We start from the raw sequence: 24,985 nt of genomic DNA, 5'->3' as shown, positions 1-24,985 counted from the left end.
CATGATTCGGCTAGCGCCATCGGAACAGGCTGCCTGGGACGTTTTTTTTGTCAGTATTGCCGTGCAGCTGCTGCCGCTGGATGCCAAGCGGGGCCCGGAATACATCGCTGAACGCGCCGCGGAAATCGCCGATGAGATGATGCTGGAGCGACGTGAGCGTTGTGTTGAACGCCGCGCCGCGCCAATCCATTGGCTCGGCCCGACCCAGGGTCAGTAGGCATACCTGAGCAGCGCGTGTGGGGTGCCGGTAAAGGCAATGAAGCCGAGCACCGCCACCACAGCGGGTAATACCAGCCACCAGGCCTTCTGCGGCATCGGCGGCAAAGGGCTGCGGTACTGGCAGACGGTGAGGCTGAATGCACACACGGTCATTGCCAGCAGCGTGCCAGCCAGGATGTCGGTGGGCCAATGGGCGCCAAGGTAGACCCGTGACAGCGCGATGAAGGCCGCAGGAATACAGCCCAGCAACATCCAGGTCAGGCGCAGGCGCGTGGGTTGTCCGCGACCGGCCAGCACCGACAACGCCAGGAAAAACGCAAACGCACCGGAGGCGTGGCCGCTGGGCATGCTGAAGCTGGTCAATGGGTCGGTGAGGATTTCCGGGCGGCCACGGGCGAAAAACAGTTTGGTCCCGGTATTGATCACCGCCGCCCCGGCCAGTGTTGCACCGACAAACACGGCATGACGCCATTGCCGCGCCAGTAGCAGCAGCGCGGTGAATACGGCGCTGGCGAAGAACATCTTCTTGAACTCACCCAGTTGGGTCACCATCACCATGGTGTGGTCCAGCCAGGGGCTGCGATGTTCCTGTACCAGCGCGCTCAGGCCCTGGTCAAAGTCATCCAGGTGCGGATAGCCGATAAACAGAGCGATCAATAATGTCAGGCTGGCGCACCCTATCCACAAGGTCGCGCGACGATGGCCACGCAGGCTGGTGTTCAGGCTCAGTCCCAGCACGACCGCCAGGCACGCTGTGACTACCCCCGCCTCAGGCCAGAACCCCTCCGGCAATGGCAGGCGGAACGCGGCGCCGGTGGCCCAGCCCGGCAGCAGGTAGGCCAACGACCAACCGGCTGCCGCCAGAAGGCTGACCAGGGCGAAACGCGGGAACGGCATGTCGCACATTCCGGCCACCATCGGCAGCATCGGCCGCAATGGCCCGATGAAACGTCCCACCAGCAGACTGGCGATGCCGTATTTGTGGAAGTAGGTTTCCGCGCCATTCATCCATTCCGGATGGTGGCGCAGGCCGGGCAGGCGGCGGATATTCTGATGGAAGTGTCGGCCGAGGAAGTAGGAAATCCCGTCGCCCAGCAAGCCTCCCAGGAACCCCATCAGCAGGGTCTCACTCAGGGACAAGGCGCCGCTGCCAGCCAGTGCCGCAATGGCAAACAGCAGCACCGTGCCTGGCACGATCAGCCCGGCAATGGCCAGGCATTCCACGCACGCGACGATAAACACCGCCGCCGCCAGCCATTGCGGGTTGAGGGTCAGCCAGCCGGTAATGCCATCGAGCCATTGGCCCATAAATCGTTACTCCATCGCCACAGATTCAAATCAGGAAATAGTCGCGGCCTTCGACCTGGCCCCGGCGCAGCGGGTTCCGCGTGCAGTAGGGCGCATAGCCGGCATCGACGAAGCGGTACATCAAGTGCTCGTCACGGCCGCTGGGGATGCCCAGGCGGGTGGTCTGGATGATCTGTATCGGTGTCTGGCCGACGTCTTCGACAAAGAGCAATTCTTGATCAAAGCGCTTGGCATCCCACATCGGCACCTTCAGGCCCAGCGCCTTGCACAGCAACGTCTGGCCGGCACACAGCTTTTGCGACGCGCGCGGGCTGCCGTCGGCATTCGGGTTGTTCAGCAGCATCTGCGCCAGGCTGGCGGGCCCGGAGGTTTCATCGACCCAGGGATAGGCTGATTTGATCAGCACGGCATTGCCCGGCCCCTGCGCGCTGAAGTTCAGCGAATCGCCGCCACGGGCGTAGTACATATAGATATGTCCGCCATCCAGAAACAAAGCCTTACGCTTTTCTGTGTACCCGAGTGAGGCGTGGCTGCCTTTTTCGGCCACGTAATAGGCTTCGGTTTCAATAATTCGCGCCGAAAGCCAGCTATCGCCGACGCGATGGCGGATGACTTTTCCAAGCAAATCCCGCGCAAGTATTTGCGCGTCACGGTCGAAGAAGCTGTCGGGCAGCGCGCTGGCGGGGAGTTGGGGTGAAGAACTGGGCATGGTGGTCTGGGGTTAATACGGCTAAATGTGACGGAATAATAACAACTCCCACCTTAATTACGGCTGAACCCCAGGTTTTTACAGTTCATTTCGACCATCCGCCCCTCACCGCTGTCAGTCGGGCGGCGTCACAGCTATAATCTGCCGCTTTCCTCTTTGCCAAGACTCCCTGACCATGACTGAGTCCGTTCTTGACTACATGACCCGCCTGGGTCGCGCTGCCCGTCAGGCCTCGCGGTTGATCGCCCGTGCGAGCACTGCGCAGAAGAACCGTGCCCTGCTGGCCGCCGCCGATGCTCTGGACGCTTCGCGCTCCGAGCTGACTGCCGCCAACGAACTGGACCTGGCCAACGGCCGCGCCAATGGCCTTGAGCCCGCCTTGCTGGACCGCCTGGCGCTGACGCCGACACGTATCGACGACATGATCGAAGGGTTGCGTCAGGTGGCCAAGCTGCCTGACCCCATCGGTGAAATTCGCGATATGCGTTACCTGCCGTCCGGCATCCAGGTCGGCAAGATGCGCGTGCCCCTGGGCGTGATCGGCATCATCTATGAGTCGCGCCCGAACGTGACCATCGACGCCGCGAGCCTGTGCCTCAAGTCGGGCAACGCCACCATCCTGCGTGGCGGTTCCGAGGCGATCAATTCCAACCGCGCCATCGCCGCCTGCATCCAGCAGGGCCTGGCCGTGGCCGAGTTGCCGGCCGAAGTGGTGCAAGTGGTGGAAACCACCGACCGCGCCGCTGTCGGCGCGCTGATCACCATGCCGGAATTCATCGACGTGATCGTGCCGCGCGGTGGCAAGAGCCTGATCGAGCGTGTCAGCCGCGATGCCAAGGTGCCAGTGATCAAGCACCTGGACGGCGTGTGCCACGTGTATATCGACATCGCCGCCGACATCGACAAGGCGATCCGCATCGCCGACAACGCCAAGACCCACCGCTACGCGCCGTGCAACACCATGGAAACCCTGCTGGTGCACGTCGGCATTGCCGAGCGCGTGCTGCCGCCGCTGGCTGCCATCTACCGTGACAAGGGCGTGGAGCTGCGCGGTTGCGAACGCACCCGTGCGCTGTTGGGCGCGGACGTGATCGAAGCCACCGAGCAGGACTGGTACACCGAGTACACGGCGCCGATCCTGTCGATCCGCATCGTCGACGACCTGGACCAGGCCATCGAACACATCAACACGTACGGCTCCAAGCACACCGACGCCATTGTCTCCGAGCATTTCAGCGATGCCCGGCGTTTCCTCACAGAAGTGGACTCCGCTTCGGTGATGATCAACGCCTCGACGCGCTTTGCCGACGGCTTCGAGTACGGCCTGGGGGCGGAGATCGGCATCTCCACCGACAAGCTCCACGCACGCGGCCCGGTTGGCCTGGAAGGCCTGACCAGCGAGAAGTACGTGGTGTTCGGCGACGGTCACGTGCGCACTTGATGGCTAAACGCATCGGGCTGCTCGGCGGTACCTTCGACCCCGTGCACATCGGCCATTTGCGCAGTGCCCTGGAAGTCGCGGATGCCTTGGCGCTGGATGAGCTGCGCCTGATCCCTAATTTCCGGCCGCCCCATCGCGATACCCCGCAGGTGTCGCCGCAGCAGCGCCTGGAAATGGTGCGCCTGGCCGTAGAAGGCATACCGCCGCTGGTGGTGGACGATCGTGAGCTCAAGCGCGATAAACCGTCCTACACTGTCGACACCCTGGAGCTGATGCGCGCCGAGTTGGCCGCGGATGACCAGTTGTTTCTGCTTTTGGGCTGGGACGCATTTTGCGGCCTGCCCTCTTGGCATCGCTGGGAGGAACTCCTCCAGCACTGCCACATCCTGGTTTTGCAACGCCCGGATGCCGACAGCGAACCGCCGGATGCCTTGCGCAACCTGCTGGCCGCGCGGTCGGTAAGTGACCCCTTGGCCCTGACCGGGCCGAACGGGAATATTGCATTCGTCTGGCAGACCCCGCTCGCGGTGTCTGCCACCCAGATCCGTCAACTGCTGGCCAGCGGGAAGTCGGTACGTTTCCTGGTGCCTGACGCGGTCCTGGCCTACATCGATGCGCACGGGCTTTACCGTGCGTCGAACTGAAAAGGCGCGCTTGAACGCACGAACACTCGTGCAGCGAGCGCCCGAACATACGAGCAAAACGAGTTTTTTATGACGAACAAAGACGTAAGCAAAGTAAAACGCAAAGGCACGTTCAAAAGCGCCCCGCTCCCGGTTGAAGCCCACGTTGGCCCGGAACTGGCTGGCGAAGCGCTGGTGAAAGTCGCCGTTGCCGCCCTGGAAGACGTGAAGGCCCAGGACATCCAGGTCCTGGACGTACGCGACAAGCAGAGCATCACCGACTTCATGATCATCGCCACCGGTACCTCCAACCGCCAGATCGGCGCGATGCTGGACAAGGTTCGCGAAGCCGTCAAAGCCCAGGGCGTGAAGCCGCTGGGTGAAGAAGGCAAGGGCGACAGCGACTGGGTGCTGCTGGATATGGACGACGTGATCGTTCACATGATGACCAGCAATGCCCGTCAGTTCTACGACCTGGAGCGTCTGTGGAAAGGCGCCGAGCAGAGCCGTGCCGCCGATGGCAAGCACCACAGCCCGGAAGTGGGCCACGCGCACTTCGACAAGCTCAACAAAGACCAGGAATAAGGAACGGCTGTGCGCCTGCGTCTGATTGCTGTCGGTTCACGCATGCCCAAGTGGGTGGAAGAAGGCTGGCACGAGTATGCCAAGCGTCTGCCCGCCGAGCTGTCGCTGGAACTGGTGGAGATACCGCTCAACACCCGGGGCAAGAATGCCGACGTGGCGCGCTTTATCCGTCAGGAAGGCGAAGCGATGCTGGCCAAGGTCGGCCCCAACGAGCGCATCGTCACCCTCGAAGTGCACGGCAAACCCTGGAGCACCGAGCAATTGGCGGTGGAACTGGATCGCTGGCGCCTGGACTCGCGCACCGTCAACTTCATGGTCGGCGGCCCCGAAGGGCTGGCGCCGGAAGTCTGCGCGCGGGCGGACCAGCGCTGGTCGCTGTCGGCGCTGACGCTGCCGCACCCGTTGGTAAGGATCCTGATCGGTGAACAGCTGTATCGCGCCTGGACAGTTCTGTCCGGGCACCCTTATCACAAATAATCTGCGCCCCTCCCGATGACCCAGCCGATCCGCATCAAGGACCACGAGAAAGACGCACGTCTGGTACGCGCGCGGGTGGTGTTTGGCGCGATCATGGTGGTGGCGCTGATCGGGGTGCTGATTGCGCGCCTGTATTTCCTGCAGGTGATCCAGTACGACTACCACTCCACGTTGTCGGAAAACAACCGCGTGCATGTGCAACCGATTCCGCCGACCCGTGGGCTGATCTTCGACCGCAATGGCGTGGTGGTGGCGGATAACCGGCCCAGTTTCAGCCTGAGCATGACCCGCGAGCGTTCCGGCGACTGGCAACAGGTCCTCGATGTCATCGTCGAGGTGCTGCAGTTGACCCCGGAAGACCGGGTGATCTTCGAGAAACGCATGAAACAGGGGCGCCGGCCGTTCGAACCGGTGCCGATCCTGTTCGAGCTGACCGAAGAGCAGATTGCGCGGATTGCGGTGAACCAGTTCCGCCTGCCGGGTGTGGAAGTGGTGGCGCAGTTGGTGCGCCACTATCCCCAAGGGCCACACTTTGCTCACTCCGTCGGCTATATGGGGCGGATCAACGAGAAAGAGCTGAAAAGCCTCGATCCCGTCAATTACAGCGGCACCCACCATATCGGCAAGACCGGCATCGAGCGTTTCTACGAGCCCGAGCTGCACGGCCAGGTGGGTTACGAAGAAGTCGAGACCAACGCTCGCGGCCGCGTGCTGCGGGTGCTCAAGCGTACCGACCCGGTACCGGGCAAGGACATTGTGCTGAGCCTGGACATCAAGCTGCAGGAAGCGGCCGAGATGGCCCTCGGTGGCCGGCGTGGCGCGGTGGTGGCGCTGGACCCGAAGACCGGCGAAGTGCTGGCCATGGTCAGCCAGCCGAGCTTCGACCCCAACCTGTTCGTGACCGGGATCAGCTTCAAGGCCTACGCCGAGTTGCGCGACTCCATCGACCGGCCGCTGTTCAACCGTGTGTTGCGCGGCCTGTACCCGCCGGGTTCGACCATCAAGCCGGCGGTGGCGATTGCCGGCCTGGATGCGGGTGTGGTCACGGCTTCCAGCCGGGTATTCGACCCGGGCTACTACATGCTGCCCAACTACGACCACAAATACCGCAACTGGAACCGTACCGGTGACGGCTATGTCGACCTGGATACCGCGATCATGCGTTCCAACGACACCTATTTTTACGACCTGGCCCACAAGCTGGGTATCGACCGCTTGTCCGCCTACATGGGCAAGTTCGGCCTCGGTCAGAAAGTCTCCCTGGATATGTTCGAAGAATCCCCTGGCCTGATGCCATCGCGGGAGTGGAAGCGTGCGACCCGCCGCCAGGCATGGTTCCCGGGCGAAACCCTGATCCTCGGCATCGGCCAGGGCTATATGCAGGCCACGCCTTTGCAACTGGCCCAGGCCACGGCGCTGGTGGCCAACAAAGGCATCTGGAACCGCCCGCACCTGGCCCGGACCATCGAAGGCGAAAAGCCTGTGGATGAAAACCCGATCCCCGACATCGTACTGCGCGACCCGTCCGACTGGACCAAGGTCAACCACGGCATGCAGCAGGTGATGCACGGTGCACGCGGGACCGCGCGCAAGGCGGCGATCGGTGCGCAATACCGTATCGCCGGCAAGAGTGGTACCGCCCAGGTGGTGGCGATCAAGCAGGGCGAGAAATACGACCGTTCCAAGGTCCAGGAACGCCACCGCGACCACGCCTTGTTTGTGGGTTTTGCCCCGGCCGACGACCCGAAAATCGTGGTGGCGGTGATGGTCGAGAACGGCGAGTCCGGCTCCGGTGTGGCGGCGCCTGTGGTGCGCCAGGTGATGGACGCCTGGTTGCTGGCCGACGACGGCAGGCTCAAGCCCGAATATGGCGGCCCCCCCTTCAACCCCCGAGGTTACGGCCAGTGAAGAGTAATTTTGACCGCATCCTCTCCAGCGAGGATGTGATGCGTCGCCGCGCGACTTTGTTGCAGCGCATGCACATTGATGGCCCGTTGCTGATCCTGCTGCTGACCCTGGCGGCCGGCAGCCTGTTCGTGCTGTATTCGGCCAGCGGCAAGAACTGGGACTTGCTGATCAAGCAGGCTTCGTCGTTTGGCCTGGGCCTGCTGTCCATGGTGGTGATCGCCCAGCTGGAGCCGCGTTTCATGGCGCGCTGGGTGCCGCTTGGCTATGTGGCCGGCGTGTTGCTGCTGGTGGTGGTGGACGTCATGGGCCACAACGCCATGGGCGCGACCCGCTGGATCAATATTCCGGGGGTGATTCGCTTCCAGCCGTCGGAGTTCATGAAGATCCTGATGCCGGCGACGATCGCCTGGTACCTGTCCAAGCGCACCTTGCCGCCGCAGCTCAAGCATGTGGGCATCAGCCTGATCCTGATCGGCATCCCCTTTGTGCTGATCGTACGCCAGCCGGACCTCGGCACCTCGCTGCTGATCCTGGCCGGCGGTGCGTTCGTGCTGTTCATGGGCGGGTTGCGCTGGCGCTGGATCCTTAGCGTGCTGGCGGCGGCAGTGCCGGTGGCCGTGGCCATGTGGTTCTTCTTTATGCACGACTACCAGAAGCAGCGGATCCTGACGTTCCTCGATCCCGAAAGCGACCCGCTCGGCACCGGCTGGAACATTATCCAGTCGAAGGCGGCCATCGGTTCCGGCGGTGTATTTGGCAAGGGCTGGCTGCTCGGCACCCAGTCGCATTTGGACTTTCTGCCCGAGAGCCACACCGACTTCATTATTGCGGTGATGGGCGAAGAGTTCGGCCTGGTGGGCATTTGCGCGCTGTTGCTGATCTATTTGCTATTGATTGGTCGTGGCCTGGTGATTACCGCACAGGCGCAGACGCTGTTCGGCAAATTGCTCGCCGGCAGCCTGACCATGACTTTTTTTGTTTACGTTTTCGTCAACATCGGTATGGTCAGTGGCCTGCTGCCGGTGGTTGGGGTGCCTTTGCCGTTCATTAGCTACGGCGGAACTTCGCTGGTGACATTGCTGTCAGCGTTTGGGGTTTTGATGTCGATTCATACGCATCGCAAGTGGATCGCACAGGTTTGAATAAGGTGAAGATGTCAATGCAAGTAATGCGCGGCTGGGCGACTCGGCATGCGTCCTGGATGGGCCTGATCGGGCTGCTGGGGGCAACGCACGAGGCGCAGGCCGGTGACTACGATGGCTCACCCCAGGTCGCCGAATTCGTCGGTGAAATGACCCGCGACTACGGCTTCGCCGGTGAACAGCTGATGGGCGTGTTCCGCGAAGCCCAGCGCAAGCAGGCGATCCTCGACGCTATCTCTCGCCCCGCCGAGCGCGTGAAACAGTGGAAGGAATACCGTCCGATGTTCCTCACCGACGCCCGGGTGGCCCGGGGGGTGGACTTCTGGCGCCAGCACGAGGCCGTGTTGGCCCGCGCCGAGCAGGAATACGGCGTGCCGGCCCAGGTCATCGTTGCGATCATTGGCATTGAAACCTTCTACGGGCGCAATACCGGCAGTTACCGGGTGATCGACGCCTTGTCGACCCTGGGCTTCGATTACCCGCCGCGCGCCGACTTCTTCCGCAAGGAACTGCGTGAGTTCCTGCTGCTGGCCCGCGAAGAGCAGGTCGACCCGCTGACCCTCAAGGGCTCCTACGCCGGGGCGATGGGCTTGCCGCAGTTCATGCCGAGCAGCTTTCGCGCCTACGCGGTGGATTTTGACGGCGACGGTCATATCAATATCTGGAGCAACCCGGACGATGCCATCGGCAGTGTGGCCAGTTACTTCAAGCGCCATGGCTGGGTCGGTGGCGAGCCGGTGGTGATCCGTGCCGATGTCAGCGGGGAGCGTGCCGATGAAGGCCTGACCCAGGGCATCGAGCCGGCCAAGACCGTCGGGGAGTTGCGGGCGCTGGGCTGGTCGAGTCAGAATGCGCCACGCGACGATATGCCGGTGACGGCATTCCGCCTCGAAGGTGAAAACGGCCCTGAATACTGGATGGGCCTGAAGAATTTCTACGCAATCACGCGTTATAACCGCAGTGTGATGTACGCCATGGCCGTGCATCAGCTGTCAGACATGCTGGTCCAAGCACGGGGCAACAAGTAATGCGGGCATCGCCGTTCAATCAACCGCTCAAGCTGGTGGCGTTCGCCGCGTTGTCCCTGCTCGTCGTCAGTTGTTCCACCAGCCGTGGCCCGGTACCGAAGTCCGGCGGCACCGCGGTGCGTTCACAGCCAGGCCTGGACATCAACCGCGCACACAAAGATGGCGCCCCGTGGTGGGATGTCGACGTGTCGAAGATCCCGGATGCCACGCCGACCCTGCACACCGGCCCGTACAAGGCCAACCCCTATACCGTGCTGGGCAAGTCCTACTTCCCGTTGCAGGACTCCAAGACCTACGTGCAATCGGGCACGGCGTCCTGGTATGGCACCAAGTTCCACGGCCAGAACACCGCCAACGGCGAAGTCTATGACCTGTACGGCATGAGCGCGGCCCACAAGACCCTGCCGCTGCCCAGCTATGTCCGCGTGACCAACCTGGACAACAACCGCACGGTGATCCTGCGGGTCAACGACCGTGGGCCGTTCTATTCGGATCGCATCATCGACTTGTCCTACGCCGCCGCGAAAAAACTCGGCTATGCCGAAACCGGTACCGCGCGGGTCAAGGTCGAAGGCATCGATCCCGCGCAGTACTGGGCCCAGCGTGGCAAGCCCGCGCCGTTGATGCTCAACGAGCCGCAGAGTGCGCAGCCGCAAGTGACGGCATCCACCGGCAAGATCGAACAATGGACACCGCCACCGCAGCAGCACGCACCGGATACGGTGGTCGTGCCCCATGCGGCACCGGGCGCCGCGGTCGCGGGCGGGCAATACCTGCAAGTGGGCGCTTTCGCCAACCCGGATGCGGCAGAACTGTTAAGGTCCAAGCTCAGCAGCATGGTCAGCGCGCCGGTATTCATCAGCTCCATCGTGCGTAACCAGCAAACGTTGCACCGTGTGCGCATGGGCCCGATCGGTTCGCCGAGCGAGGTTGCGCAAGTGCAGAACAGCGTGCGCCTGGCCAACCTGGGGCAACCCAGCGTGGTCACTGCCGAATAATAAATTGATGGTTGAGGCTCGCATGCGGGCCTGGACCCTGGTTGTTGGCTCGTTGAACAATAAAACCCAGGGGCAAGGGGTGAGCGGGCAACCGAACACGTGACAGTCTGGTAGCGGGCTGTCTGAATAAGTTTTGCCCGCGAGGGCAAGTTTCCATAAGCAATTTCGAGAGACGGATGAACATCACCACCTTAGCCAAACGCACGTGCCTGCTTCTTTCGCTGATCATCACCCCGGCCGCCTGGGCGGTTGAAATGGTACCGGCTTCACCGCAACTGGCCGCCAAGTCCTGGGTCCTCATGGATGCCGCCAGTGGCAACGTGCTGGTCGAGAGCAACGGTGACCAGCGCCTGCCACCGGCCAGCCTGACCAAGCTGATGACCGCCTACATCGCGACCCTGGAAATCCGTCGCGGCCAGATCGGCGAAAACGACCCGGTGACCGTCAGCGAAAACGCCTGGCGTACCGGCGGTTCGCGGATGTTCATCAAGGTGGGCTCGCAAGTCACTGTGAGCGACCTGCTGCATGGCATCATCATCCAGTCCGGTAACGACGCCAGCGTCGCCCTGGCCGAGCACATCGCCGGCAGCGAAGACGCATTCGCCGACATGATGAACAAAACCGTGGCCGACCTGGGCATGACCAACAGCCACTTCATGAACCCGACCGGCCTGCCAAACCCTGAGCACTACTCGTCGGCTCACGACATGGCGATCCTGGCGCGCGCGATCATTCGTGTCGACCCGGTGCACTACGCGATCTACTCCCAGAAGGAATTCTTCTGGAACAACATCAAGCAGCCTAACCGCAACCTGCTGCTGTGGCGCGACAAGACTGTCGATGGCCTGAAGACTGGCCACACCGACGAAGCCGGCTACTGCATGGTGTCGTCCGCGGTACGTGATGGCCAGCGCCTGATCGCGGTGGTCTTCGGCACCAACAGCGAGCAGGCCCGTGCGGCCGAGACGCAAAAACTGCTGACCTACGGTTTCCGCTTCTTCGAAACCCAGACCTTCTACCAGAAGGGTGCTGAACTGGCGACCGCGCCGGTATGGAAAGGCGCGACCTCGCAAGTCAAGGCCGGCCTGGCTGAAGACCTGACCCTGACCATGCCTAAAGGCCAGCTGAAAAAGCTCGCCGCCAGCATGACCATGAACCCGCAATTGGTTGCGCCAATCGCCAAGGGCGACGTGATCGGTAAAGTCGAAGTGAAGCTGGACGACAAGGTGGTGCACAGCGCCGACCTGATCGCGCTGGACGCCGTCGACGAAGGTGGTATCTTCCGCCGCGTGTGGGATAGCATCCGTCTATTCTTCTACGGCTTGTTCAACTGATTGTGTGCACCTGCAAAGCCCCGCGTTGATCCGACGCGGGGCTTTGCCGTCGCCACGGCTTACCGCTTACGAGGCCGTTCTGCCATGACCGATAAAGAAGTAAAGGCGCCAAAGATCGAATTCCCGGTGACGGATTATCCCGTCAAGGTGATCAGCGATACCGGTGTAGGCAACAAAGACAGAATCCTGGATATCGTGCGTAAACACGCGACGATCAATGACAACCGGGTGGACGAGCGTTCGAGCACCAACGGTAAGTACACCACGATCCAGTTGCACATCGTTGCGACCGGTCAAGACCAGCTCTACGACATCAATAGCGAACTGCGGGCCACCGGCTTCGTGCACATGGTGCTGTGATGTCACAGGTCCTGGGCTTTCGCGAGCTCGGCCGGATGGACTACGAGCCCGTCTGGCACGCCATGCAGCGGTTCACGAATGAACGCGGCACTTCGGCGCCCGACGAAATCTGGTTGGTGGAACATCCACCGGTGTTCACCCAGGGCCAGGCCGGCAAGGCCGAACATCTGCTGCTGCCGGGGGATATTCCGGTGGTGCAGGTCGACCGAGGTGGCCAAGTGACTTACCATGGGCCCGGTCAACTGGTGGCGTACCTGCTGCTGGACGTGCGCAAGCTGGGTTTTGGCGTGCGCGACCTGGTGAGCCGCATGGAGGCTTGCCTGATCGAGCTGTTGGCCAGTTATGGCGTGAGCGCCGCGGCCAAGCCCGATGCACCCGGTGTGTATGTGGACGGCGCGAAAATCGCCTCCCTCGGTTTGCGCATTCGCCACGGTTGTTCCTTTCATGGCCTGGCCCTGAACGTGGACATGGACCTGGCACCGTTCCGGCGCATCAACCCGTGTGGTTATGCCGGGCTGGCGATGACCCAACTGAGCGACCACGCCACACCGATTAAATTTGCCGAGGTAAGTGCCCGGCTGCGTGCGCAGCTCGTCAAACACCTCGACTATGCTGAGCAGACGACCCTCACGGGCGGAATCGACTGATTATGACTACTGATGCAGTGCAAACCATGATCCCGACGCTGGACATCACCGAGCGTCCGGCCCCGGCCCCGCGTGCCAAGGTGGAAGCCGGCGTCAAGCTGCGCGGCGCCGAGAAGGTTGCACGCATCCCGGTCAAGATCATCCCGACCACCGAGTTGCCGAAAAAGCCTGACTGGATCCGCGTGCGCATCCCGGTTTCGCCGGAAGTCGACCGTATCAAGGCCCTGCTGCGCAAGCACAAGCTGCACAGCGTGTGCGAAGAAGCGTCCTGCCCGAACCTGGGCGAATGCTTCTCCGGCGGCACCGCCACCTTCATGATCATGGGTGACATCTGCACCCGTCGTTGCCCGTTCTGCGACGTCGGCCATGGCCGGCCGAAGCCACTGGACGTCAACGAACCGGAAAGCCTGGCCATCGCCATCGCCGACCTGAAACTCAAATACGTGGTCATCACCTCGGTTGACCGTGACGACCTGCGCGACGGCGGTGCCCAGCACTTTGCCGACTGCATCCGCGAAATCCGCAAACTGTCGCCGAACGTGATGCTCGAGACCCTGGTGCCGGACTACCGTGGCCGCATGGACGTCGCGCTGGAAATCACCGCTGCCGAGCCGCCGGATGTGTTCAACCACAACCTGGAAACCGTGCCTCGCCTGTACAAGGCCGCGCGTCCAGGTTCGGACTACCAGTGGTCGCTGACCCTGCTGCAGAAATTCAAGCAGATGATGCCGCACATCCCGACCAAATCCGGCTTGATGCTCGGCCTGGGCGAGACCGATGAAGAAGTCATCGAAGTCATGAAGCGCATGCGCGAACACGACATCGACATGCTGACCCTGGGCCAATACCTGCAACCGTCGCGCAGCCACTTGCCGGTGCAGCGTTTCGTGCACCCGGACACCTTCGCCTGGTTCGCCGAGGAAGGTTACAAGATGGGCTTCAAGAACGTCGCCTCGGGCCCGCTGGTACGCTCTTCGTACCACGCCGACGAACAGGCCAAGCTGGTCAAGGCTAGCCTGGTTTCCTGATCGGGGTTCAGACCCGGTGTGGGAGTGGGCTTATGTGGGAGGGGGCTTGCCCCCGATTGCGGTATGTCAGTCGCTACATGTGCTGGCTGATCCACCGCTATCGGGGGCAAGCCCCCTCCCACATTGGTTTCAGCGTTAGATAGGGAGATTCTCAGATGACCGCCGCCGTTCCAGCCCTTCGTTCTGAAGGCACCATCGCCCTGATCGCCCCCGCCGGCCCCGCCGTGCTGGACGTTGAAAAGGCTGGCCAATGGATGCGTACGCGCGGCTACGATCTGCGGATTTCCCCCGGTGTCTATGAACGCGACGGCTACCTCGCCGGCAGCGATGCCGTGCGCCTGCGTGACCTGCATGCCGCCTTCGCCGATCCGCACATCGACGCTATCTTCTGTCTGCGCGGTGGTTACGGCACACCGCGGCTGCTCGACGCGCTGGACTTTGACCTGCTGCGTGCCAATCCCAAGCCGTTCGTCGGCTATAGCGACATCAGCGCCCTGCACCTGGCGATCAACCGTTACGCCGGTTTCGTGACCTTCCACGGCCCGATGCTCAATGCCGACCTGCTCGGCGACAAGCAACAACCTACCGAGTCGTCATTGTTCAGCCTTCTGCGCGGCCAGTTGGGCGCTGGCAGTGTGCTTGCGCACCCGGTAGCGTACCCGCTGACCACGATCGAGCCTGGCATTGCCTGTGGGCGCTTGCTGGGGGGTAACCTGTCGATGATTGCGGCGGTCATGGGCACGCCTTACGAAATCGACGCTGAAGGCATCATCCTGTTTATCGAAGACGTCAACGAACCGATCTACCGCATCGACCGCCTGTTGACCCATCTGCGTCTGGCGGGCAAGTTGGCCCAGGTCGCCGGTGTACTGGTCGGGGATGTGGCGGGTGTGGATAACGTGGCGCTGGAGCGCTTGCTGACGCAGACGTTCGAGCCATTGCGCATACCGGTGCTGGCCGGCTGGCGCAGCGGGCATTGCGATCCGAACCTGACGCTGCCCATGGGCGCCTTGGTACGGCTGGATGCGGGGGAGCAGCGGGTGGTGTTGGAGCAGGAAGTGGTCTTCAGGTCTTGAATCTGCTGGCGTTTGCTAAACCGCAATCGGGGGCTTGCCCCCGATTGCGGTAGTCGCCATACGCGGATCTATCGGTTTTGCAGCGACTCCAGCAACTTCACCGTCGGATACCCGTCCGCCGGCCAGCCCAGCGCCTGCTGTGCCGCCCGAATCGCCTTGCGCGTGTTGGCGCCGATAATCCCATCCGGGTTGCCCGCGTCATAACCGTTGGCGCTCAACGCCGTCTGCAGATCAATGCGCTGGGAGCGACTCAGCGGCAGCTCATCCTTGGGCCAGTCACCACGGATCACACCGCCGCCGCCAAAGCGCTCCGACAACAGGCCCACCGCCAGTGCGTAGGACGACGAGTTGTTGTACTTGAGGATCGCGCGGAAGTTATCCAGCACCAGGAACGCCGGGCCACGGTAGCCTGCCGGCAGCAGCAGGGCGGCGGACAGTTGGTCGACATTCGGCGGCATGCTCGCGCCCGGTGGCAGTTGAATGCCCAGTTTCATCCACTCGGCAATGCTCTTGCGCACGCCGCCGTCAGCCAGGGCGTAGTCGAAGTTCGCCGGCAATTGCTTGACTTCAAAGCCCCACGGCTGGCCTTTCTGCCAGCCGGAGCTTTGCAGGTAGTGCGCGGTTGATGCGAGGGCGTCGGCCGGGCTGTTCCAGATGTCGCGGCGACCGTCGCCATCGAAGTCCACCGCGTGGGTGTTGTAAGTGGTTGGAATGAACTGGGTCTGGCCCATGGCCCCGGCCCAGGAGCCCTTCATCTGGTCGGCGGCGATGTCGCCGTGCTGGATGATCTGCAATGCCGCCAGCAATTGCGCCTGGGCAAAGGCCGGGCGACGGCCTTCATAGGCCAGGGTCGCCAGGGAGCGGATCACCGAGTTGTTGCCTTGGAACTGGCCGAAGTTGCTCTCCATGCCCCACACCGAGACCAGTGCCTGACGGTCGACGCCATAACGCTGCTCGATGCTTTGCAGGATGTCGGCGTACTTGATCAGCAACGCCTGGCCATTGCGTACGCGTACGGGTGACAGGGCGCCGTCGAGGTATTCCCATACAGGGCGGGAAAACTCCGGCTGGCTGCGGTCGGCGCGGATCACCGCCATATCGGGGGTGACATTGGCGAATGCGGTGTCGAAAACGTCGGCCGTGATGCCGGCTTGGAGGGCTTGCGCGCGAAAGCCGGCCTGCCATTCAGCAAAGGTCTGGGTTGGTTGGATGTCGAGATTGTCCACGGCCAGCGGGGCCACGACGGCAGGGGCCACTACGGGTGCGGTCTGGAGCTTCGGCAAGGGTTGGGCATCGGCGGCGGTGGGTTTTTCCGCGCAGGCGACAAGCAGAATGAGGCTGGAGGCAGCGATCAATTGGCGAAGGTGCCAACGACGGGAAAGACAAGAGGGCATGCACAGGTCCAGGAATTACAAATCAGGTACAGACCTTATCATGCCAGAGGGGCGCTTGCCTTCAGGCAGCCAGAAAGTAAGAAGCCTCCCAGCTATTAGACTGGAAGGCTTCGCGGCGGTAGCTGCCTTTGCCCTTGCCGGCGCGTTCCTGACGGCTGCGGAACAGTGGCTGGGCGATGATGGATTTGGCCTTGTTGGGGCCATGCTTGGATGGCTTTTTGCTCATGGTCGATGCTCTTGATGGGGGGAGATGCGGTGCAAATAATCTGCCGAAGTCAGGCCGCTGTAAAGCTCATGAATTGTAAACGCAGTCAAAAATGTGGGAGGGGGCTTGCTCCCGATAGCTGTGGCTCAGTCAACAATGCAGTGGCTGACACGCCGCTATCGGGGGCAAGCCCCCTCCCACATTGGTTTTGCAGTGTTTTTAAGAGAGGGGTTATTCGGCGGGAAGTGCCAGGCGTTGTCCGGCCATCAACAGCGATAAACGGCTCAGGCTCATCCACGGCGAACCCGCCGCCTGGCCCTTGATCTGTGCATCAATGCGCTGCGCTTCCAGCAACAGCTGCGCCCAGCGTTGCGCCGAGTGCCGTTGCAGGGCTTTGCTCATCAGGGGTTTGCGCTTGTCCCACACCGGTGGCCGCGCCTGGCTGAAGCACTTGTCCAGCGGCGTGCCCTGGCTGTATTGCAGGGCAATATTGGCCAATACCCGTAGTTCCCGGGCCAGGGCCCAGAGAATCACCGGCGGCTCCACCCCTTCGCCACGCAGGCCTTCGAGCATGCGCAGGGCATGGGCGGGCTCGCCATTGAGGATCGCATCCACCAGCCCGAACACGTCAAAACGTGCACTGTCTGCCACTGCGCCCTGGACGGTCTCGACGGTAATCTGCCCGTCTTCGGCCATCAGCTTGAGCTTTTCGATCTCCTGGGCGGCGGCAAGCAAGTTGCCTTCGACCCGCGCGGCGATCAGCTCCACTGCATCCTGTGTCGCGGATAGCCCTGCCTGGGACAGGCGCTGGCGAATCCATTGCGGCAACTGATTGCTGTCCACTGGCCAGATCTGGATGAACTGGGTCTGCGCCCCTTCCACCAGGGCCTTGCCCCACTTGGTCTTCTGCGCGCTGCCGTCGAGCTTGGGCAAGCTGATCAGCAACACCGTGTCTTCGGCGGGCCGCGAGCAGTATTCCATCAGTGCAGCCGCGCCCTTATCACCGGGCTTGCCCGACGGCAGGCGCAGCTCCAGCAGGCGTTTTTCGGCGAACAGCGACATGCTTGCACCGGCTTGCAGCAGCGTGCCCCAGTCGAAACTGGCGTCGGCGCTGAATACCTGGCGTTCATCGAAGCCCTGCTGGCGTGCGGCGCTGCGGATGGCGTCGGCGGCTTCCTGGCACAACAGCGGGTCATCACCGCTGACGATGTAGACAGGCGCGAGGCCACCTTGCAGGTGTTTGGCGAGTTGGGCGGGTGCGAGTTTCATAGGCAGGGCGAACGGGGCGCCAGGGGCGCCCCGTCTGGCTTACTCGACAGGGACTTCAACAGGCGATTGTTTCGGCGTGTTGTCTTCGTACTCTTTCGCGGCTTTCAGCGCGTCGGCATCGGCCTTGGCCTTGTCGTCAGCACGTTGCTGCAAGGTTTCGAGCTGTTGTGGGGTGAGCAGCGACAGGCGCAGGACCATGCGTTGCACCAGCTCGCGACGCATCTCCTTGCGCACCTGGATGATTTCGGAGTCCGAACCCACCAGGTTGTTACCATCGTGGCTGACAATCTTCTGCACCTGGATGTTGTCATTCATCAACGGCAGGTGATCGCGGCCCTGGATTTCAAAGCTGAGCACGGTGCTCAGTTCGATATCGGACGCACGTCCGGCGCTGGCGTAGCTCAGGTTGCGCTGGGTTTCTTTCTCGTTAGCCAGGAACAGTTTGTAGGTCGCGCCGGTGTAGACGTGCACGCCGCTGTTTTCCAGGACCTGGCGCAGCTGGGTCACTGTCTCGCTGTAGGCGTCGCGAGCGCTGACGTCCAGTTCCTTGATCGTCAGGTCATTGGTGCCGGTGCCGCGCAGCTGGAAGCCGCAAGCGCTCAGCAGTACGGCAAGGCCCATAACCAGCAGATTGCGTTTGATCATTTTGTTGCTCCCCTTGAAACCATGTGGGCCTTATCGAGGCCCTGAAGGCTTTGTTCGGCGCAGGGCTCGAGCCCCACGCCCGATCCGATTAGCTAGCGACGATATTGACCAGTTTGCCAGGCACCACGATCACTTTGCGGATCGTCAGGCCTTCGGTAAAGCGCAGCACGTTCTCGTTGACCCGTGCGGCCGCTTCGACTTCTTCACGGCTGGCACTGGCGGGCATGTCGATCTGGCCGCGCAGTTTACCGTTGACCTGGATCACCAGTTGCAGCGTGTCCTGTACCAGGGCGCTGTCATCCTGTACCGGCCAGCGCGCATCGATGACCGCGTCGCTATGGCCCAGGCGGCTCCACAGTTCGTGGCTGATGTGCGGTGTAATCGGCGCCAGCAGCAGGGTGACCGTCTCCAGGCCTTCCTGTACCAGTGCGCGATCCTGTGCGGTGGCTTGCGGGGCTTTTTCCAGCACGTTCATCAGCGTCATCACCTGGGCGATGGCGGTGTTGAACTTGTGGTTCTGGCCCACGTCCTGGCTGGCCTGCTTGATGGCCAGGTGGGTGCTGCGACGAATGAGTTTCTGCTCGTCGCTCAACGACGCCACGTCCAGCTTGGCCGGCAGGCCCTGGCTGACATGGGCGTGCGCCAGGCGCCAGACGCGCTTGAGGAAACGGTGCGACCCTTCGACGCCGGAGTCGGACCATTCGGCGCTCATGTCAGGCGGCGAGGCGAACATCATGAACAGGCGGCAGGTGTCGGCGCCGAACTGGTCGATCATCGACTGAGGGTCGACGCCGTTGTTCTTCGACTTGGCCATCTTCTCGGTGCCGCCGATTTCCACCGGCAGGCCGTCGGCGATCAGTCTGGCGCTGATGACCTTGGCTTTGCTGTCGCGCTCGAGCTCGACGTCCGCCGGGTTGAACCAGGTGTAGGCGCCATTGGCTTCGCGACGATAGTAGGTCTCGGCGATCACCATGCCCTGGGTCAGCAGGTTCTTGAACGGTTCGTTGGAACTCACCAGGCCTTCGTCGCGCATCAGCTTGTGGAAGAAGCGCGCGTACAGCAGGTGAAGGATGGCGTGTTCGATACCGCCGATGTACTGATCCACCGGCAACCAGTGGTCGGCTGCGGATTTCTCCACCAGGCCGCCCTCGTAGTGCGGCGAGGCGTAGCGGGCGTAGTACCACGAGGACTCGACGAAGGTGTCCATGGTGTCGGTTTCACGCTTGGCCGGCTGGCCGCATTTCGGGCAGCTGCATTCGTAGAACTCGGGCATGCGCGCCAATGGCGAACCGGCACCGTCCGGCACCACGTCTTCCGGCAGGACGACCGGCAACTGGTCTTCCGGAACCGGTACGTCACCGCAGGTCTGGCAGTGGATGATCGGGATCGGGCAGCCCCAGTAGCGCTGGCGGCTGATGCCCCAGTCGCGCAGGCGGAACTGGGTGCGCGAGGCGCCGAGGTTCTTCTTGATCAGTGCGACTTCGATGGCGTCGAAGGCGCCGGCGAAGTCCAGGCCGTCGAACTCACCGGAGTTGATCAGCGTACCGTGCTCGCCATAGGCGTCTTGCCACGGGGCCGGGTTGGTGTCGCCGGAACTGGTGCGCACCACTGACTTGATCGGCAGGTTGTATTGGGTGGCGAATTCGAAATCGCGCTCGTCGTGGGCCGGCACAGCCATTACTGCGCCATCGCCGTAGTGCATCAGCACGTAGTTGGCGACCCATACCGGCAACTTCTCGCCGGTCAGCGGGTGCTCGACGAACAGGCCGGTCGGCAGGCCTTTTTTCTCCTGGGTGGCGACGTCGGCTTCGGCCACGCTGCCGCCTTTGCATTCGGCGATGAATGCCTGCAGCTCAGGATTGTTCTGTGCGGCCTGGGTGGCCAGCGGGTGCTCGGCGGCCACGGCGACGTAGGTCGCGCCCATCAAGGTGTCCGGACGGGTGGTGAAGACTTTGAGTGCGCCAGCTTCGCCGATGGAGTCGACGTTGTAGGGGAACTGCACTTCCATGCCCTTGGACTTGCCGATCCAGTTGCGCTGCATGGTCTTGACCTGTTCAGGCCAGCCCGGCAAATCGTCGAGGCTCGACAACAGTTCATCCGCGTAGGCGGTGATCTTGAAGTAGTACATCGGGATTTCGCGCTTTTCGATCAGCGCGCCGGAGCGCCAGCCGCGACCGTCGATCACCTGTTCGTTGGCGAGGACGGTCTGGTCGACAGGGTCCCAGTTCACGGTGCCGCTTTTTTTGTAGATCACCCCTTTTTCGAACAGGCGGGTGAACAGCCATTGTTCCCAACGGTAGTAATCCGGCTTGCAGGTGGTGACTTCGCGGGACCAGTCCACTGCCAGGCCCAGGCTGCGCAGCTGGGTCTTCATGTAGGCGATGTTTTCGTAGGTCCACTTGGCGGGGGCCACGTTGTTTTTCATCGCGGCGTTTTCCGCCGGCATGCCGAAGGCGTCCCAACCCATGGGTTGCAGGACGTTCTTGCCTTGCATGCGCTGGTAGCGGGAGATGACGTCGCCGATGGTGTAGTTGCGCACATGCCCCATGTGTAGCTTGCCGCTGGGGTAAGGGAACATCGACAGGCAATAGAATGTCTCCTTGCCTGGCTGTTCACTGACTTCAAAGGACTTTTGCTCGTCCCAGAAGGTTTGGGCGGCATTTTCTATTTCACGGGGCTGATATTGTTCGTGCATGGCTACTTTTGAACTGAATAGGGGTGGCCTAATCCTCTTCGGTGCAACGTTCAGGTTGTTCGACACCAAAAAGCGGCGCGTCCGTGCCCAAACCCTGCGGGAAGTGGAGTTACAGGAAGCGCCGTAGCATACATGACCCCACTCTATCGAGGGAAACCCTGATTGCGCGGCGAGGGCCGTCTGTCGCGGCGCCGGGCAGGCGCAGCCATGGGGACTACGCTGTTTATTGGGGAGCAAGTCTTTCTTCAATGAGGTGAGGGGATGGTCGAATCGCAGCGAATCGCAACGAAACCGGAAATCTACGAAGGACTGATCGACCGATTGGGTCGCGCATTGGATGCAGCGAGGACCGCGGGCCGATTGCGTGATGAACGGCCCGTAGAGTTGGAACTGCGCGGTTTGAGCCGTGCGGAGCTGGAACTGATCAAAGCTTACCTGGAACGTAATAAGCGCAGTGCGCCTTCTTGGGTGGCAACCCCGCCAGCCAAAGAGCCTACGCACTCAGCCAAGGTGGTGTGGCTCAAGGACTTGTCGGCCGGTCGTGGCCCGGAAAGGCTCCGGTCCGCCCGCTTCAAGTAGTTCACTCCCCTGAATCACGTCATCGTGCCATGTCACTGTAAAGATTGTCGCTAAACCCCGTTACACCTTAGGCTTCGGGCATCTATGGAGATGCCCGATGCCTATTCGTTATTTCATCAAACAGCTGCTCCTGCCACCCGGCATTCTCTTGCTGCTGCTGGCCCTTGCCTGGTGGTTTCGTCGCAGCCGCCCCCGTTTGGCCGGCTGCTGCTTTGCCCTCGGATTTGGCGGCATGTGGTTGATCAGCCTGCCGGTGGCGGTGGAGTGGGGCGCACGTGCCCTGGAGACCGAGCCACCGTTGGCCCGTGAAGACTGGTCGACCCTGGCCCAGCGCGCCGATGCCATTGTGGTGCTGGGCTCGGGACGCGAGCGCGGCGACCCGGCTTGGGGTTCTGATCAGCCGACCGGCATCGGCCTGGAGCGCCAGCGGTATGCCGCGCGACTGGCCAAGGCCTCAGGGCTGCCGGTGCTGACCACCGGTGGCCTGCATTACGGCACGCCGCCCAGCGAGGCGCAGTTGATGGCGGTATCGATGCAGGATGACTTCGGCGTTGCTGTGCGCTGGAAGGAAGAACGCAGCCGCACCACCTGGGAAAACGCGCAGATGAGTGCCGGGATTCTATTGCCCGAGGGCATCAAGCGTGTGGTGGTCGTGACCCAGGCCTGGCACATGCCGCGTTCGGTGTGGAGTTTTGAAAAGGCCGGCTTCACCGTGGTACCGGCGCCGGTGGGGTTCCTCGGCGTGGACAACGCCCGGCCGCTGGGCGGCTGGATGCCAGAGTTCAAGTCGGTGTGGCAGAGCGGGCAGTTGATCAATGAAGCGGTGGGGCAGCTAGGCTACCGGTTGTTCTATCGATAACCCTGCTGATTAAAATGCAGATCAAAGTGTGGGAGGGGGCTTGTCCCACACTTTGTTCGCGTTGGCTCTTAAACGGTTTTGGCCATCCGGCCTGCCAGCAGCGCCCAACCAAACAGCACCAGGCACACGATGATCAGCGGCCACGAGCGCCATTGCAGGTACGGCGTCAGGTTGTGCATCGGCACCACTTCGCCGTAGAGGATACCGCGTTCGAACTGCGGGATCTGCACGGTGATCTGCCCAAATGGGTTGATCAACCCGGTCACGCCATTATTGGTGGCGCGGATCATCCAGCGGCCAGCCTCCAACGCACGCATCTGCGCCATTTGCAGGTGCTGCAACGGGCCGATGGAGCGGCCGAACCAGGTGTCATTGCTGATGGTCAGCAGCAGGTCGCTCTGGGCGGAAAGGCCGGCTGCGAACTCCGGGTACACCACTTCGTAGCAAATGAACGGCGCGATCTGATAGCCCTTGGCTTGCAGCATCGGCTGGTCGGCAGGGCCACGGGCGAAGTCCGACATGGGCAGGTCAAAGAAGGCAATCAGGCCGCGCAGCATATCCTGCAACGGCACGTACTCGCCAAACGGCACCAGCTTCTGCTTGAGATAGGTACCGTCACCTTCACCCACCACCGTGATACCGTTGAAGTAGCGCTTCTGGTGATGCACTTCCTGGCGAATCGGCACGCCGGTGATCAGCGCGGTGTGCCGGTCAGCCGCAAACTTACCCATCATTCCCAGGTAGCCCTCGACGGACTCCTTGAGCACCGGCACGGCCGTTTCCGGCCACACCAGCAGGTCGACCGGCTTGGAGCTGAAGCTCATGTCGCGGTACAGCGCGAGCTGCGCATTCAACTGCTCGGGGTCCCACTTCATGCTTTGTTCGACGTTGCCCTGGATCGCGGCGACGGTCAGTGGCGCGCCCGAGGGCGTGGTCCAGGCATGATGCTTGAGTGCCAGGCCGATGGCCCAGGGCGCTACCAGTAACACCAGGCCAGCGCCGATAAACCCATTGCGTTTGCCGGCCAGCAGGCGTGGCAGGTTGCACAGCAGGGCCGCCGTCAGCGCCAGGGCAAAGGAAATCAGCCACATCCCGCCCACTGGCGCCAGGCCGGTGAGGGGGCCGTCGAGCTGGCTGTAACCGGAGTACAACCACGGGAATCCGGTGAGGAACCAGCCGCGAAAGGCCTCCTGGCCGACCCATAACGCGGCAAACGTGAGCGCATCCGCCAACGGCGCTTCATTGCGACGCAGCCAGCGCGCCCATAACCACGCGGGCAGGGCGAAGAACCAGGCAATGGCGGCGGTAAACAACAGCATCAGAAACCCCGCCAGCAGCACCGAAGCGCCGCCGAAGTGGTGGATGCTGTAGTAGATCCAGCTGGTGCCGGCGCCAAACAGGCCGAACCCGAAGCACCAGCCACGGCCCAGGGCCTGGCGCGGCGTCAGCTCCCGCAGCCCGACATAGAACAATCCGACCGCAACCAATGCAAACGGCCACAGGTCGAATGGCGCCAGCGCCAGGGTGGTGATGGCGCCGGCCACCACGGCCAGCAGATTACCGGGCCAGCCGGGGCGGGTTAGGCGCTGCATATCAATCCTTAGCGGGCAATAGGTGTCAGGCGAATCAAGTGGATGCGGCGGCTGTCGGCATTCAGGATGCGGAAGCGATAGGCGCCGATCTCGGTGGTTTCGTTACGCTTGGGCAGGTGCCCGAACGCACTCATCACCAGGCCACCGACGGTGTCGAACTCGTCGTCGGAGAATTCGCTGTCGAAGAACTCGTTGAAGTTCTCGATCGGCGTCAGCGCCTTGACCAGGAAGTCACCGCTGGGCAGCGGCTTGATGTAGCTGTCTTCTTCGACGTCGTGCTCATCCTCGATGTCGCCGACGATCTGTTCCAGCACGTCTTCGATGGTCACCAGGCCCGCCACGCCGCCGTATTCGTCGATCACAATGGCCATGTGATTGTGGTTGGCGCGAAATTCGCGCAGCAGCACATTCAGGCGCTTGGATTCGGGCACGAAGGTGGCCGGGCGCAGCAGGTCCTTGATGTTGAAGCTGTCACCGTTCTCCTTGAGGATCAGCGGCAGCAGGTCCTTGGCCAGCAGGACACCCATGACGTCGTCATGGCTTTCGCCGATCACCGGGTAGCGCGAGTGCGCCGAGTCGATCACGGCCGGGAGGAATTCCCGTGGGGTCTGGGTCGCCTTGATGCTGATCATCTGCGAGCGCGGGACCATGATGTCCCGAACCTGCAGGTCAGCCACCTGGATGGCGCCTTCGACGATGGCCAGCGCTTCGCTGTCCAGCAACTTATTCTGGTGGGCCTCGCGCAGCAGCTCCAGCAGCTCCTGGCGGTTTTTCGGCTCGTGGGCAAAAGCCTGGGTCAGTTTACCCAGCCATGACTTTTGCCCGTTGCTCGATCGGTCTTCGCTCATAGCGATTACTCTAAAT

The 24,985-nt window shown here is 62.3% G+C and carries 25 protein-coding genes; 16 read left to right on the top strand and 9 right to left on the bottom strand.

Features of this window, described 5'->3' with window-relative positions; all coding sequences use genetic code 11:
• The first annotated feature begins 1 nt into the window (after nt 1).
• On the top strand, nt 2-217 hold the full coding sequence (locus V3W40_RS21760) for a hypothetical protein (RefSeq protein WP_074847728.1): 216 nt from the start codon (nt 2-4) through the stop codon (nt 215-217).
• On the opposite strand, the gene V3W40_RS21755 is transcribed toward V3W40_RS21760, so the two are convergent.
• Nucleotides 211-1,527 carry a bifunctional DedA family/phosphatase PAP2 family protein gene (locus V3W40_RS21755; protein WP_330215637.1) on the bottom strand — a complete coding sequence of 439 codons (1,317 nt, stop codon included), beginning with the start codon at nt 1,525-1,527 and terminating at the stop codon, nt 211-213. The two genes, V3W40_RS21760 and V3W40_RS21755, sit on opposite strands and share 7 nt — an antisense overlap.
• A 25-nt stretch (nt 1,528-1,552) precedes the next feature.
• Nucleotides 1,553-2,236: a DNA-3-methyladenine glycosylase gene (locus tag V3W40_RS21750; protein WP_065946574.1), complete on the bottom strand. Its 684-nt coding sequence runs from the start codon at nt 2,234-2,236 to the stop codon at nt 1,553-1,555.
• Between the two features lie 175 nt (nt 2,237-2,411).
• On the opposite strand from V3W40_RS21750, the gene V3W40_RS21745 reads away from it, so the two are divergent.
• From V3W40_RS21745 to V3W40_RS21685, 13 genes are all read left to right on the top strand, one after another.
• Nucleotides 2,412-3,677: a glutamate-5-semialdehyde dehydrogenase gene (locus V3W40_RS21745; protein WP_065924879.1), complete on the top strand. Its 1,266-nt coding sequence runs from the start codon at nt 2,412-2,414 to the stop codon at nt 3,675-3,677.
• Entirely contained in the window at nt 3,677-4,321 is a 645-nt protein-coding gene (gene nadD, locus V3W40_RS21740; protein WP_065910068.1) for a nicotinate-nucleotide adenylyltransferase, read from the top strand. Before V3W40_RS21745 ends, nadD begins: the two co-directional genes overlap by 1 nt.
• A gap of 69 nt (nt 4,322-4,390) precedes the next feature.
• Nucleotides 4,391-4,885 carry a ribosome silencing factor gene (gene rsfS, locus V3W40_RS21735; RefSeq protein WP_065924878.1) on the top strand — a complete coding sequence of 165 codons (495 nt, stop codon included), beginning with the start codon at nt 4,391-4,393 and terminating at the stop codon, nt 4,883-4,885.
• A gap of 9 nt (nt 4,886-4,894) precedes the next feature.
• Nucleotides 4,895-5,362 (top strand): 23S rRNA (pseudouridine(1915)-N(3))-methyltransferase RlmH, encoded by a 468-nt coding sequence (gene rlmH / locus V3W40_RS21730; protein WP_003176297.1) that lies wholly within the window; start codon nt 4,895-4,897, stop codon nt 5,360-5,362.
• 15 nt (nt 5,363-5,377) lie between these two features.
• The gene (mrdA, locus tag V3W40_RS21725; protein ID WP_330215636.1) at nt 5,378-7,270 is read left to right on the top strand and encodes a penicillin-binding protein 2; all 1,893 of its coding nucleotides are present in this window, start codon (nt 5,378-5,380) and stop codon (nt 7,268-7,270) included.
• 38 nt (nt 7,271-7,308) lie between these two features.
• Nucleotides 7,309-8,412 (top strand): rod shape-determining protein RodA, encoded by a 1,104-nt coding sequence (rodA, locus tag V3W40_RS21720; protein ID WP_051429342.1) that lies wholly within the window; start codon nt 7,309-7,311, stop codon nt 8,410-8,412.
• 17 nt (nt 8,413-8,429) lie between these two features.
• The gene (gene mltB, locus V3W40_RS21715) at nt 8,430-9,440 is read left to right on the top strand and encodes a lytic murein transglycosylase B (protein ID WP_027605237.1); all 1,011 of its coding nucleotides are present in this window, start codon (nt 8,430-8,432) and stop codon (nt 9,438-9,440) included.
• Nucleotides 9,440-10,438, top strand: a complete 999-nt coding sequence (locus tag V3W40_RS21710; RefSeq protein ID WP_027605238.1) for a septal ring lytic transglycosylase RlpA family protein — start codon at nt 9,440-9,442, stop codon at nt 10,436-10,438. Before mltB ends, V3W40_RS21710 begins: the two co-directional genes overlap by 1 nt.
• Nucleotides 10,439-10,614: 176 nt before the next feature.
• A complete protein-coding gene (locus V3W40_RS21705) occupies nt 10,615-11,772 on the top strand; it encodes a D-alanyl-D-alanine carboxypeptidase family protein (protein WP_027605239.1) in 1,158 nt (385 codons plus the stop codon).
• Nucleotides 11,773-11,856: 84 nt separating this feature from the next.
• Nucleotides 11,857-12,132 carry a DUF493 domain-containing protein gene (locus V3W40_RS21700; RefSeq protein ID WP_027605240.1) on the top strand — a complete coding sequence of 92 codons (276 nt, stop codon included), beginning with the start codon at nt 11,857-11,859 and terminating at the stop codon, nt 12,130-12,132.
• A complete protein-coding gene (lipB, locus tag V3W40_RS21695) occupies nt 12,132-12,779 on the top strand; it encodes a lipoyl(octanoyl) transferase LipB (RefSeq protein WP_027605241.1) in 648 nt (215 codons plus the stop codon). Before V3W40_RS21700 ends, lipB begins: the two co-directional genes overlap by 1 nt.
• 26 nt (nt 12,780-12,805) lie before the next feature.
• Nucleotides 12,806-13,807, top strand: coding sequence for a lipoyl synthase (gene lipA, locus V3W40_RS21690; protein WP_057444888.1), 1,002 nt, complete (start codon nt 12,806-12,808; stop codon nt 13,805-13,807).
• 155 nt (nt 13,808-13,962) lie between these two features.
• Nucleotides 13,963-14,883: a S66 peptidase family protein gene (locus V3W40_RS21685; RefSeq protein WP_065924877.1), complete on the top strand. Its 921-nt coding sequence runs from the start codon at nt 13,963-13,965 to the stop codon at nt 14,881-14,883.
• 68 nt (nt 14,884-14,951) lie between these two features.
• On the opposite strand, the gene V3W40_RS21680 is transcribed toward V3W40_RS21685, so the two are convergent.
• From V3W40_RS21680 to leuS, 5 genes are all read right to left on the bottom strand, one after another.
• Entirely contained in the window at nt 14,952-16,277 is a 1,326-nt protein-coding gene (locus tag V3W40_RS21680; protein WP_027605243.1) for a lytic murein transglycosylase, read from the bottom strand.
• 61 nt (nt 16,278-16,338) lie between these two features.
• Entirely contained in the window at nt 16,339-16,503 is a 165-nt protein-coding gene (arfA, locus tag V3W40_RS21675) for an alternative ribosome rescue factor ArfA (protein ID WP_003176285.1), read from the bottom strand.
• A 210-nt stretch (nt 16,504-16,713) separates the two neighbouring features.
• On the bottom strand, nt 16,714-17,751 hold the full coding sequence (gene holA, locus V3W40_RS21670; RefSeq protein WP_027605244.1) for a DNA polymerase III subunit delta: 1,038 nt from the start codon (nt 17,749-17,751) through the stop codon (nt 16,714-16,716).
• 39 nt (nt 17,752-17,790) lie between these two features.
• Nucleotides 17,791-18,396 carry an LPS-assembly lipoprotein LptE gene (locus tag V3W40_RS21665; RefSeq protein WP_027605245.1) on the bottom strand — a complete coding sequence of 202 codons (606 nt, stop codon included), beginning with the start codon at nt 18,394-18,396 and terminating at the stop codon, nt 17,791-17,793.
• An 88-nt stretch (nt 18,397-18,484) separates the two neighbouring features.
• Nucleotides 18,485-21,091 (bottom strand): leucine--tRNA ligase, encoded by a 2,607-nt coding sequence (gene leuS / locus V3W40_RS21660; protein WP_065946570.1) that lies wholly within the window; start codon nt 21,089-21,091, stop codon nt 18,485-18,487.
• Nucleotides 21,092-21,352: 261 nt separating this feature from the next.
• Between leuS and V3W40_RS21655 the strand changes: the two genes are divergently transcribed.
• The gene (locus V3W40_RS21655; RefSeq protein WP_065924874.1) at nt 21,353-21,670 is read left to right on the top strand and encodes a hypothetical protein; all 318 of its coding nucleotides are present in this window, start codon (nt 21,353-21,355) and stop codon (nt 21,668-21,670) included.
• A gap of 97 nt (nt 21,671-21,767) precedes the next feature.
• On the top strand, nt 21,768-22,529 hold the full coding sequence (locus V3W40_RS21650) for a YdcF family protein (protein ID WP_027605248.1): 762 nt from the start codon (nt 21,768-21,770) through the stop codon (nt 22,527-22,529).
• A gap of 68 nt (nt 22,530-22,597) precedes the next feature.
• On the opposite strand, the gene lnt is transcribed toward V3W40_RS21650, so the two are convergent.
• Both lnt and V3W40_RS21640 read right to left on the bottom strand, forming a co-directional pair.
• Complete coding sequence (gene lnt / locus V3W40_RS21645) at nt 22,598-24,121, bottom strand: apolipoprotein N-acyltransferase (protein WP_065924976.1); 1,524 nt, start codon at nt 24,119-24,121, stop codon at nt 22,598-22,600.
• 8 nt (nt 24,122-24,129) lie between these two features.
• On the bottom strand, nt 24,130-24,969 hold the full coding sequence (locus tag V3W40_RS21640) for an HlyC/CorC family transporter (protein WP_005791724.1): 840 nt from the start codon (nt 24,967-24,969) through the stop codon (nt 24,130-24,132).
• Nucleotides 24,970-24,985: the final 16 nt, after the last annotated feature.

The sequence above is a fragment of the Pseudomonas sp. AM8 genome, assembly GCF_036346475.1.
Lineage (GTDB): Bacteria > Pseudomonadota > Gammaproteobacteria > Pseudomonadales > Pseudomonadaceae > Aquipseudomonas > Aquipseudomonas marginalis.
The sequence above is the reverse complement of the archived record's forward strand: the minus strand, read 5'-3'. Positions and strand labels throughout refer to the sequence as shown.